Here is a 12,945-nt window from a genome sequence, read left to right on the forward strand (position 1 = left end):
AGGGCAACTATGAAAAAAAAATTATTGCTTTGTCTGTCAGCAGTCTTTCTGCTACTGCTGACAGCATGTGGCATTGAAGTCGATACCAGCCTATCCGTCAATGATAAATTTGAAGGGAAAAGGACCATTCTTTGCTCTATGAAAAAAAATGATATTAAGGCTTTGAATAAAAATCTAAAATCCTTAAACTCTGTGATCGAAGAAAACTGCCCAAAATCCATGACCTACCAGGATCAATCCGATGAGGATCAATTCCAATATAAATTTACCATTTCCTTTTCTTCCTTAAAGGACTATAAGAAAAAGGTAAATGATTGTCTGAATTTTGCAGCTGAGATCAATTATTCTTATAGTAACTCTCCGTTCGCCAACGGGCTATTGTATAATGAGAATTTTACCAGTCGAGAGCTTATGGCCTGGTTCTCTGAAAGCCTTGTGGAAGAAGAGATTCTCAGTGAATCGGAGGCAGACAGCATCTGGTCTATCAAAGATACTTCTTTTATTTTTAATGGGGAAAAACACGTAATGGACGATAAAATTACCATTGACACCATGGAGTATCTCCCTCTGGATCATATAAATGTGTATACGGAAGAACTGGAAAATGGAGGATTCAAACGCAAGATTCTTTTCCAGATTCCAAAAGAGAGTCTGGACAAGAGTTCCAAATCCATCCGCACTTACTTAACAGGGCATCTTAACTCCTCTTATGAGGTACAATGGGATTCTGTAGAAAATGGAAAAACCTGCACCATTGCCTTTCATGCCAAAGATGTGGAACAGTTGACACAACGTACACAGATTGTGCTCAAATCAGATGGATCCTCTTCCTGTAACACGCTCATAAATGAAACGGAACCATTTCAGTTTAAAAAAGGTTATAAAGAGAATTATCCACTTACTTCTTTTGCTTCTACCAGCGATGGCAAAGTGAACTATAAACTGTATTATAAACCCTCTTCCCATTCCACACTCCCAGACTTTAAGGAAAAACAAAAGGATGGTTACTATCTGATCTATAATGGTAGCTCTAAAAAGCTTCAGGCTGCATTTAATGAACTTCATACGATCACCTTTGCATCCTATCAGCTATCCACCATTTATCATTCAGACAGTCATATTCAGAGGGAATTATGGCTCCATTATCAGAACACGCTCTCAGCGGAGGAGTTGGATATCTTAAGGAAGTATTGTAAAAAATGCGGCTTTTCTACAATAAAGAAAGTAGATGATCAGACGTTATTTTTTCTTTCCGAGGGCTCTCCATCTTATGTAACTTCTGCATTTGACCAAGTCTTCCAGACGAAGAATACCATTAAGATTTCTACAAAGAAACACCTTTTTGGTAAAAGTCAGACTACAGAAGTACAAGATTATATTGATTTATCCCAGATCAACTGGAATTCTGAAATAAAGGGTACGTATTATTTCATTTCCAACAGCAACGAATCTATGAAAAAGGTAACCTTAGATTCTGACTCTAAAGTTACCGATTTGAAAAAGCAAAACACATTGGAGAAATCTTCCGTATCTGATTCTTCCAACTTATCTGAATTCAAAGGAGCTTATAAAGCTTCTATGAGCGGAAATGTAATCCATACCTCTTATACTGGCGGCGTAACAGATATCTATGGTTCCATTCTGGTCACCCTGGCACTTCTGGTCATCGGCCTCTGTGTCATGATCATGATTGCTTACCGTTATCGAACCCAACTAAAGAACTTATTAAAGTTAAAGCGAGGCTCCTAACCGGAAAGCCTCGCTTTTCTTATTTCTGAATCAAATGTACATCCATCTGATTATATGGGATATTGATTCCAGCTTTATCAAATTCTAACTTGATTTTTTCTAATATATCCCATCGAATTGAGTTATAAAGATCCGTTGGTACCCATACACGAAGTCCCAAAGAAACACAGCTATCAGCAAGATTGTCTACAAATACCTGAATGGCATCCTCATTCAATGTCTCTGTATGATTGGCAGCCACCTTCCGCATAATCTCTTTCGCCAGAGTGATATCATCTTCATAGCCAATACCTACTCTGATATCAATCAAACGTTCTTCCTGTCTCGTTACGTTGGTTAAACTGGAATTGGTAATGGTACCATTTGGAACAACGATGATTTTATTATCTATGGTCTGAATTCTCGTATAAAATAAATCAATTGCAACTACGGTTCCTTCATTTCCATGAGAATCTTCTTTGATATAATCTCCTACCTGAAATGGTTTTACCAGAAGGATTAAAAATCCACCGGCAATATTGGATAAGCTTCCCTGCATAGCCAGACCAATGGCAACACCGGCAGAAGCAAGTAATGCTGTAAAGGCTGATCCCTCGATGCCTATTTGCGTTGCAGCCATAATAATCACTATGATTTTGGATCCGATTCGCACAAAAGAGAGTAAAAAACTTCCTACACTATCATCAATGGCAGAACGTTCTATAAATTTCTTTACAATCTTTGTAAGATAATTGGCTATTTTCATTCCAACTACTAAAATAACAACAGCCCAAATAAGATTCATTCCAAATGCCGTCAATTTATCTAGAATTTTTTCGATTGCTTTTTCACTAATTGCTATATTTTTCATATGACTCCTTACAATCACAAAAAGCTACAAGGAGCTTCCTTATAGCTTTTTGTCTATTCATTTTTTATTATTTTGCCTGAATATATCCCTTAGCAGTTAATAATTCTGCGCAAAGAACAGCTCCACCCGCTGCACCACGTACGGTGTTATGAGATAATCCTACGAATTTATAATCGTATACGGTATCTTCACGAAGTCTTCCCACGGAAACACCCATTCCATTTTCGTAGTTTACATCCATTTTTACCTGTGGACGATTGTCTTCTTCTAAATACTGAATGAACTGTTTTGGAGCACTAGGAAGGTTCAATGCCTGTGGCTCTCCGCTGAAGTTCACTAAACGATCAATCAATTCTTCTTTTGTAGGTTTCTTATTGAATTTTACAAAAACAGCAGCTGTATGACCGTTTAATACAGGAACACGGATACACTGAGTAGTAATCACTGGAGAAGATGCCTTTACGATTTCTCCATTTTCTACCTTACCCCATAATCTTAAAGGTTCCTGTTCGCTCTTTTCTTCTTCACCGCCGATATAAGGAATGATATTCTCAATCATCTCTGGCCATTCTTTGAATGTTTTACCAGCACCAGAGATTGCCTGATAAGTTGTTGCAATGACCTCAACTGGTTCAAATTCCTTCCAAGCTGTTAATACTGGAGCATAGCTCTGGATAGAACAGTTTGGTTTTACGGCTACGAATCCACGAGTAGTTCCTAAACGTTTTTTCTGTGCTTCGATAACTTCTGCATGTTCTGGGTTAATTTCTGGAACCATCATTGGAACATCTGGTGTCCATCTATGTGCACTGTTATTAGAAACAACCGGCGTTTCTGTCTTAGCATAAGCATCTTCGATCGCTCTGATTTCTTCTTTTGTCATATCTACTGCACTGAAAACGAAATCAACTTCTGCAGCAACTGCTTCTACTTCGTTTACGTTCATTACTACCAAAGACTTTACCGCTTCTGGCATTGGAGTATCCATTTTCCAACGTCCGCCAACGGCTTCTTCGTATGTTTTTCCTGCTGATCTTGGACTTGCTGCAACTGCAACCACTTCATACCAAGGATGATTTTCTAACAAAGCGATGAATCTCTGTCCAACCATTCCTGTTCCTTCAATTTTTTATCCATCTTTATAATCCTCCGAATATTAAAGCACTCTTACTTTTAATACGTCGCGTACTTTTTTCATTGTTTCTACTAATTCCGGTACTGGAACAGATTCTAAATCTAAGATCGTATATGCATACTGACCTTTTGATTTATTTGTCAGGTTTACGATGTTCATTCCTGCTGCTGCGATCAAAGTAGTAAAATGTCCCAACATATTTGGTCTATTCTTATGACAAATGGTCATTCTGGCAGCTCCCTGGCATACACCCATATCACAGTTTGGATAATTTACGGAATTTGTAATATTACCATTTTTAATATAATCTACAATCTGTTCTACTGCCATAATAGCACAGTTATCTTCAGACTCTTCTGTAGAAGCACCTAAATGTGGAATTGCAATGGTATTTGGCGCAGAAGCAACTGCTGAATCAGGGAAATCTGTTACATATTTACCAACTTTACCATTTTCTAATGCTTCGATGATTGCTGCATCATCTACTAATCCACCACGAGCAAAGTTCATGATGCGAACGCCATCCTTCATCATTGCAATGCTCTCTTTGTTGATCGTGCCTTTTGTGCTATCCAAAAGAGGTAAGTGCAGTGTGATATAATCACAATTTTCATAAATTTCTTCTATATTTTGTACTACTTTTACATGAGAAGATAATTGCCATGCAGATTTTACAGATAAATATGGATCATATCCATATACCTTCATTCCTAAACGGAATCCCATATTAGCAACTAAAACACCAATTGCACCAAGACCGATAACACCCAGTGATTTGCCTTTTAATTCATTTCCTGCATATTTTTTCTTTTGCTTTTCTACTGTCTTCGCAAGATTTTCATCATCCGCATTTTCTTTTGCCCAGTTCACTCCACCGATAATATCACGGGAAGCTAACAATAACCCTGCAACTACTAATTCTTTTACTCCATTTGCGTTGGCACCTGGTGTATTAAATACAACAACACCTTTTTGCGCATAATCATCTAACGGAATATTGTTTACACCTGCTCCAGCTCTTGCTACTGCTAAAAGCTTTTCTGGTGCTTCAATTTCATGCATAGAAGCACTTCTCACTAAGACTGCTTCTGCTTCATTGATCTCTTCTGTCATCTGAAATTCATCTGTAAAATTATCCAAGCCAATCTGAGCGATTGGATTTAAACATTTCACATTATACATGTTATTTTCATCCTCCACTATTTTGTGTTTGCTTCTTCAAACGCCTTCATAAACTCTACTAATTTTTCTACACCTTCCATTGGCATTGCATTATAAATACTTGCACGCATTCCACCAACAGTTCTGTGTCCCTTTAAGTTTTCGAATCCTGCTGCTTTTGATTCTGCAATAAACTTCGCATCTAAATCTTTATCACCAGTTACAAATGGAACATTCATTAAAGAACGAGAACCCTTTTCAACCGTTCCCTTAAACATCTTGCTATTGTCTAAGAAATCATACAAAATTGCGGCTTTCTTTTCATTGATTTTTTTCATTTCTTCCAGTCCGCCTTTTGCCTTTAACCATTTGAATACTTTTCCACAGATATAGATACCATAACATGGTGGTGTATTAAACAATGAATTTGCATCGGCCTGTGTTTTCCATTTCAGCATATTTGGCGTAAATTCCATAACGTCATCTCGGATTAAGTCTTCGCGAATAATGCATACCACTACCCCCGCAGGTCCTACATTTTTCTGAACACCAAAATAGATTACACCAAAATCTTCCACATTTACCGGCTCTGATAAAATACAAGAAGACATATCTGCTACAAGAATCTTGCCTTTTGTATTTGGAACCTCTGGAAATTTTGTTCCATAGATTGTGTTGTTATAACATACATATACATAGTCTGCATCTTCAGATACATTTAAATCAGAACAATCAGGAATATAAGAAAATGTCTTATCTTCAGATGAAGCGATCGCATTTGCTTTTCCATATTTTTTTGCTTCCTGATAAGCTTTCTTTGCCCACTGTCCTGTGATAATGTAATCAGCAACTCCATTCTTCATTAAGTTCATTGGAATTGCGGAAAACTGCTGGGAAGCTCCACCTTGTAAAAATAATACCTTATAATTGTCAGGAATGTTCATAAGATCACGAAGGTCTGCTTCTGCTTCATCGATAATATCCTGAAACATCTTAGATCGATGACTCATCTCCATTACGGACATTCCACATCCTCTGTAATCTAACATTTCTTCTGCTGCTTCTTTTAGCACTTCCTCTGGTAAAACCGCAGGTCCTGCTGAAAAATTATAGACTCTTCCCATTTTTAATGCCTCCACATCTCTTTTTTTATTTATTTGCTAAGTCCTCTTCCGTAAATGCTTCTGAAATTGCACTTCCAGGAGAGACCATTGGCCAAACTTTTTCATCGCTGTCAATATGACAGTCGATTACAAACGGTTTTTTTGAAGCTACCGCTTCATCAAATGCTGCTTCAAATTCTTCAATTGTAGATACGTGTCTTCCGTCTACTCCAAAGCCTTCCGCAACTTTGATAAAATCAACACCATCCTTTAATGTTGTATAGGAATAGCGTTCTTCATAGAACAGATTCTGCCACTGACGTACCATACCAAGCACCTGATTGTTAATGACTACCTGAATCACTGGAATCTGATATCTTGCTGCTGTCGCCAATTCATTGATATTCATTCGAAAACATCCGTCACCAGCAATATTGATGACTAATTCATCTTTTCTTCCCATCTTAGCACCAAGTGCTGCACCAAGACCATATCCCATCGTTCCAAGCCCGCCAGAAGTCAGAAATTTTCTTGGTTCATGGTAAGAATAAAACTGTGCTGCCCACATCTGATGCTGTCCAACTTCTGTTACAATAATGGCATCTCCCTGTGTCTTTTCGTAGATTTTCTCTACTACCTGAGGGCCAGAAAGTACATCAGATTGATAAGTAAGCGGATATTTTTCTTTTAAATTCTGGATATAATCAATCCATTCTTTATGATCCTGAGATACCAGACGGCGGTTTAATAGCGTAAGCACAGCCTTGATATCTCCGATAATGCAGGAATCTACTACAATATTTTTATTAATTTCCGCCGGATCAATATCAATCTGCAGAATCTTTGCATCTTTTGCAAATCGCTTTGGATTACCTAATACACGATCACTGAATCTTGCTCCAATGGTAATCAGGAGATCACATTCACTGATTCCAAAATTCGATGCCTTCGTTCCATGCATTCCTACCATACCCGTATACAAAGGATGAGTACCATTAAATGCTCCTTTTCCCATTAAGGTATCGCATACCGGAGCATTCACCTTTTCCACAAATTTCTTTAATTCGCTGCTGGCGTTAGATAAAGTTGCCCCTCCGCCAACCATGATAAAAGGCTTTTTCGCGTCTTTGATCATATCTACAGCATGGTAAATATCCTTTTCCTGTAAATCTTTTGTTTCTCTCTTGATCACAGCTGGTTCCATAGCTTTATAGCCAGTAACCGCTGCTGTAACATCCTTCGGAATGTCGATGAGTACCGGACCCGGTCTACCGGATTTCGCAATGCGAAATGCATTACGAATGGTATCTGCCAAATTTCTGACATCCTTAACGATATAGCTGTATTTTGTAATTGGCATGGTAATTCCAGTAATGTCTATTTCCTGAAAACTATCCCTACCTAAAAGACTCACTCCTACATTACAGGTAATTGCTACGATAGGAATGGAATCCATATAAGCCGTTGCAATTCCTGTAACAATATTGGTCGCACCCGGACCTGAGGTTGCCATACACACGCCGACTTTTCCTGTTGCACGAGCATATCCGTCTGCCGCATGAGAAGCTCCCTGTTCATGAGATGTTAAAATATGTGTAATCTCATCTTTATGTTTATATAATTCATCATAAATATTTAAAATTGCCCCGCCAGGATAACCAAATACTGTATCAACGCCCTGTTCTTTCAAACACTCAATTACAATTTGAGAACCTGTTAGTTGTTTCATTGATCTTACCCTCTCCTAATTATTCTTTTACGCTTAAAACTGCACCCTTACAGCTGTCAGTAACTAATGATGCGTAACGAGCAAGATATCCTGTCTTCACTTTTGGTTCTTTTGGCTGCCATTTTTCTTTTCTTGCTGCAAGTTCTTCATCAGATACTTTTACATTCAATGTACATGCATCAATATCAATCTGGATGATATCTCCTTCTTCTACTAATGCAATCGGACCACCGACAGCAGCCTCTGGACATACATGTCCGATGGAAGCTCCACGGCTGGCTCCACTGAATCGGCCATCTGTAATCAATGCAACGGAAGAACCAAGTCCCATTCCTGCGATTGCAGAAGTAGGATTTAACATCTCTCTCATACCTGGGCCTCCCTTTGGTCCTTCATAACGAATGACTACAACATCTCCGGCTACAATCTTACCACCCTTGATTGCTGCGATTGCATCTTCTTCACAATCAAAGACGCGTGCTGGACCTTCATGCTGCAGCATCTCAGGAACAACAGCAGAACGTTTTACCACACAGGAATCTGGTGCCAGATTACCTTTTAATACAGCAATTCCACCTACTTCACTGTAAGGATGTTCGATTGGACGAATCACTTCTGGATTTTTATTTATACATCCTTCGATGTTCTCTCCAACAGTTTTTGCTGTACATGTCATACAATCTAAGTTTAATAAATCCTTCTTAGAAAGCTCATTCATAACCGCATATACGCCGCCTGCTTCATTTAACTCATCCATATAGGTATGGCCTGCTGGAGCAAGATGGCAAAGATTTGGTGTTTTTGCACTGATGCTATTGGCAATCTCAACATTTAATTCCACGCCTGCTTCATGGGCAATTGCTGGAAGATGAAGCATACTATTCGTAGAACATCCCAATGCCATATCAACTGTTAACGCATTCTGGAATGCCTTTTCTGTCATAATGTCTCTTGGTCTGATGTTCTTACGAACCAATTCCATTACCTGCATACCTGCCATCTTTGCTAATTTAATTCTTTCAGAATATACAGCTGGAATGGTTCCATTACCACTTAAGCCCATACCAAGTACTTCTGTTAAACAGTTCATAGAGTTTGCAGTATACATACCAGAACAAGAACCGCAGGTTGGACATGCCTTATGCTCAAATTCTAAAACATCTTCTTCCGTCATTGTACCTGCTGCATAAGAACCAACAGCTTCAAACATAGAAGATAAGCTTGTTCTCTTGCCTTTTACATGTCCTGGAAGCATTGGACCCCCGCTGACAAAGATCGTAGGTACGTTTACTCTTGCTGCTGCCATTAACAGTCCTGGTACATTCTTATCACAGTTTGGAATCATAACAAGGGCATCAAACTGATGTGCCAGTGCCATTGCTTCTGTGGAATCTGCAATCAGGTCTCTTGTCACTAAGGAATATTTCATTCCAATGTGTCCCATGGCGATTCCATCACATACTGCGATCGCCGGGAATACAACTGGTGTACCACCAGCCATAGCCACTCCTAATTTTACTGCTTCTGTAATTTTATCCAAATTCATATGACCTGGTACAATTTCGTTATAAGAGCTAACGATACCGACCATTGGTCTCTTCATCTCTTCCTCTGTATGACCTAATGCATTAAATAAAGATCTTGCAGGGGAAGCCTGCATTCCGCATCTAACTGCGTCACTCTTCATTATCAATTCCTCCTTCAAATTTCTTCCATTATATTAAGAACGTCTCTGCGAAGCAGGCAGAGACTTTCACTTCATGTATATCTTTGATTACAGACGTGCTGCAATTAAATCTCCCATTTCTACAGTTCCAACTTTGGTGCATCCTTCTGCCATAATATCAACCGTACGATACCCCTCTGCCAGCACCTGTTTCACTGCCGTCTCAATGGCATCCGCTTCTTCATCCAGATCAAAGGAATAACGCAGCATCATTGCTGCAGAAAGAATCGTAGCAATTGGATTTGCAATATTCTGTCCTGCAATATCCGGTGCAGATCCATGGCTTGGTTCATATAAGCCAAATTTTCCTTCTGCCATACTAGCAGAAGACAACATACCAATAGAACCTGTGATCATGCTAGCTTCGTCAGATAAGATATCACCAAACATATTTTCTGTAAGGATTACATCAAACTGTCCTGGATCGTATACTAACTGCATTGCACAGTTATCTACCAGCATATGCTCTAATGTTACTTCTGGATAATCCTTGGCAACTTCTTCTACAACCTTTCTCCAAAGTCTGGAAGAATCTAAAACGTTAGCCTTATCAACGCTGATTACTTTTTTACTTCTCTTCATAGCAATATCAAATGCCTTGATTGCAATTCTTCGGATTTCATTTTCATCATAAGTAAGAGAATCATATGCCTTCCATACACCGTTTTCTTCTACTGTTTTTCGCTCACCAAAATATAATCCACCGGTTAATTCCCTCATAATAACCATATCAAATCCATCTTTGATGATTTCTTCTTTTAATGGACAGGCATCCTTTAATTCTTCATATAAATATGCCGGTCTCATATTTGCAAACAGATTCAGCCCTTTTCTAAGTGCCAGGAGACCTGCTTCTGGTCTTAAATTAGCTGGAAGCTGATACCATGGTGAGGTAGTTGTATTTCCACCAATGGACCCCATTAAAACTGCATCACTGTTTTTACAAATTTCCAACGTCTCATCGGTTAAAGGCTTTCCATATGCATCAATGGAAGCTCCTCCCATTAAGACTTGAGTATATTCAAAAGCAATTCCTTTTTTTGATACTGCTTTATCAATTACTTTCATTGCTTCTGTTACGATTTCAGGTCCGATTCCGTCACCTTTAATTACAGCAACCCGATAACTCATTTTCAACATTCCTTTCTACTGAAAAATATTCTGATACTTAGAATATCATATTTTAATAGAAAAAGCTAATCCTTTTCTTTATAAATTGCGAATTTATGCATTTTTTCTACATATTGTTTCATAAAACACCACTTTTTCAAAGAATCCTTTGTATTTAATTGTTCAATCGGTAAGAATTAACATTGAATTTTTTTTGCAAAAATGTTAAAATGTAATAAATATTTAATATTTTTGACATAGTTTAAAATATTAAAAATTCTATAGAAAGGACATTTATATGAGAAAAGTAAGTAAGAAACTATTGTGTATTCTGATCAGTGGTACGGTTTTAGCAACCAGTGCACCATCTGTTTTGGCAGAAACAACTTCTGGCACTATTATAGAAGAAACAGATGATGAAGCATCCAGTATAGTCTCAACCGAGATTCAGACAGACAGCCTTCCTGCAGAGCATGCAGCTCTTAATACAGCAGCTGCTGCTGTCGATCCAGACTATCAGACGTTAAAAATTAACGGTACCACATCCAAGTTAAAGCGCGTCCATGCCTCCATTGGAAATATAACAATCAATTCCCCCATGGATGGATATTTTTCCGGTGATATTTCTATGATATCTGGAAAACACGTATTGGGGGAAACCAGTGCATTAGAAATCGACTATTCTTATAATAGTTCTACAAAGAAAGTCACTTTCAAGCGCGGAAGCCGTACGCTTGTGTATACCTTAGATAGCAAAAATGCTACCTATAATGGGTCCTCTTGCACAGCACCTGCAGCTCCAAGACTGGTTTACAACTGTGACGATAGCAGTAGTTATGTGATGGTTCCTGGTAATTTTACAGTATCTAAGCTGGGATTGAATTACAAATACATCTCAGACACTCGTACTGCACGAATCTGTATTCCATCTACCAGTACCTATCAGACGGTGAATTACTCCAATGAAACTTATACTTTGAAGAAACGCCATGCAACAGTAAATGGTACTAAGATTTCTACTAAAATGTATGGTTTTCTAAAGGGTAATGCTACCATGCTGAGCGCCAAGACGATCTTTGGAAGCGCAGAAAAATTAAACACTACCTATGCTTATTCTTCCAGCACGGATAAGATCACATTTACACATGGTGATGACACATTGATCATGACATTGGGAAGTACGGAAGCTACTTTGAATGGAGAAGCCTGCACGGCTGATGAAGCTCCCGTAAAAGCCTATAGCCATGATGCAAATGCTTCTTACGTTATGGTCCCTGCTAACTTTGTAGCGACACAGCTTGGTTTTAAATATAAGTGGAATTCTGACACGTTGACAGCAGCCATCACAACAAGCGATGCAACTGCTAGTTCTACCTCCAGAAGTCTGCTTACACCAAAAACAAAGCTGACTGCCAGCAGCAGCAACTATTGTGTACGCTTTAAGCTTCCAAGCGATGTATCTTACGGTACAACAACTGCCACCGATGATTATCGAAATAAGAAATTATACATCTATCTAAATGGCGGCAATTACAAAACATTCATGGAGAAATCTTCCAACAGATCCGTTAAGACTTCTCCATCATCCATTACTGTAAGCTACAGCTCAGACAAAGACCGTACCAGCATCTGTATTAAGACAAGCTCCATCAGAGGCTTTAGTGTAGTAGAGAAAGACGGATACATCTATGTTCGCTGGGCTGCTCCAAAGAGCATGTTCAAAAACATCATCTGTCTGGACGCAGGGCACGGTGGAGACGATTCTGGTGCCGTAGGCAACGGATACTATGAGAAGAATCTGACCTTAAAGATTGTAAAAAAAGCAAAAACATACTTTGATAAGAACTCAAATTACAAAGTATATTACACTCGTTTAAGCGACTGGTATCCAAGCCTTGATTACCGTTCCGACTTATCCAATAGTGTAACGGCAGATATGTTTGTCAGCGTACATATTGATGCAGCAGATTCTTCCACTGCAGGAGGCACCAGCGTATTATATAATACTACCAGTGACCATTATAAGGCTCCTGCCTCTTCCTTAACTTCTTATAAACTAGCAGATATTAATCTGGACAAAGTTTTGGGTGTAACAAACTTTACAGGAAGATCTGACAAGCTGGTACTTAGGAACAACTTATCTGTATTAAGAAAAAGCAAAACTGCTTCTTCCTTAATCGAGGTAGGATTCATCACCAAGAAAAAAGAAGCACAATGGATCAACTCAAATTCCGACAAGGTTGGAAAAGCTGTCTATGATTCTATCGTAAGTGCTACCAGCAAATATCCTACTTCTAAGTAGTAAATACAAAAGCTCAGTATTCGGCAGATTACCGATACTGGGCTTTTCTCATGTCTATCCATATCATGTTGAAATGCTCA

At 38.6% G+C, this 12,945-nt stretch carries 9 protein-coding genes; 2 read left to right on the forward strand and 7 right to left on the reverse strand.

Annotation, left to right across the window (positions count from 1 at the left end; all coding sequences use genetic code 11):
- Window positions 1-9 precede the first annotated feature (9 nt).
- Complete coding sequence (locus BHF69_RS05055) at window positions 10-1,749, forward strand: hypothetical protein (RefSeq protein ID WP_075669988.1); 1,740 nt, start codon at window positions 10-12, stop codon at window positions 1,747-1,749.
- A gap of 19 nt (window positions 1,750-1,768) precedes the next feature.
- On the opposite strand, the gene BHF69_RS05060 is transcribed toward BHF69_RS05055, so the two are convergent.
- The 7 genes from BHF69_RS05060 to leuB form a co-directional block, all read right to left on the reverse strand.
- Entirely contained in the window at window positions 1,769-2,599 is an 831-nt protein-coding gene (locus tag BHF69_RS05060; RefSeq protein WP_075669989.1) for a mechanosensitive ion channel family protein, read from the reverse strand.
- A gap of 67 nt (window positions 2,600-2,666) precedes the next feature.
- Complete coding sequence (gene asd, locus BHF69_RS05065; RefSeq protein WP_075669990.1) at window positions 2,667-3,710, reverse strand: aspartate-semialdehyde dehydrogenase; 1,044 nt, start codon at window positions 3,708-3,710, stop codon at window positions 2,667-2,669.
- Window positions 3,711-3,755: 45 nt separating this feature from the next.
- The gene (locus tag BHF69_RS05070) at window positions 3,756-4,916 is read right to left on the reverse strand and encodes a phosphoglycerate dehydrogenase (RefSeq protein ID WP_075669991.1); all 1,161 of its coding nucleotides are present in this window, start codon (window positions 4,914-4,916) and stop codon (window positions 3,756-3,758) included.
- A 17-nt stretch (window positions 4,917-4,933) separates the two neighbouring features.
- On the reverse strand, window positions 4,934-6,019 hold the full coding sequence (gene serC / locus BHF69_RS05075) for a 3-phosphoserine/phosphohydroxythreonine transaminase (RefSeq protein WP_075669992.1): 1,086 nt from the start codon (window positions 6,017-6,019) through the stop codon (window positions 4,934-4,936).
- A gap of 25 nt (window positions 6,020-6,044) precedes the next feature.
- Window positions 6,045-7,727, reverse strand: coding sequence for a biosynthetic-type acetolactate synthase large subunit (gene ilvB, locus BHF69_RS05080; RefSeq protein WP_075669993.1), 1,683 nt, complete (start codon window positions 7,725-7,727; stop codon window positions 6,045-6,047).
- 19 nt (window positions 7,728-7,746) lie between these two features.
- Window positions 7,747-9,414, reverse strand: coding sequence for a dihydroxy-acid dehydratase (gene ilvD, locus BHF69_RS05085; RefSeq protein ID WP_075669994.1), 1,668 nt, complete (start codon window positions 9,412-9,414; stop codon window positions 7,747-7,749).
- An 87-nt stretch (window positions 9,415-9,501) separates the two neighbouring features.
- Window positions 9,502-10,584 carry a 3-isopropylmalate dehydrogenase gene (gene leuB, locus BHF69_RS05090; RefSeq protein ID WP_075669995.1) on the reverse strand — a complete coding sequence of 361 codons (1,083 nt, stop codon included), beginning with the start codon at window positions 10,582-10,584 and terminating at the stop codon, window positions 9,502-9,504.
- A gap of 277 nt (window positions 10,585-10,861) precedes the next feature.
- Between leuB and BHF69_RS05095 the strand changes: the two genes are divergently transcribed.
- Entirely contained in the window at window positions 10,862-12,865 is a 2,004-nt protein-coding gene (locus tag BHF69_RS05095; RefSeq protein ID WP_083651066.1) for an N-acetylmuramoyl-L-alanine amidase, read from the forward strand.
- The last annotated feature ends 80 nt before the right edge of the window (window positions 12,866-12,945 follow it).

Source organism: Anaerostipes sp. 992a (assembly GCF_001940245.1).
GTDB lineage: Bacteria > Bacillota > Clostridia > Lachnospirales > Lachnospiraceae > Fimousia.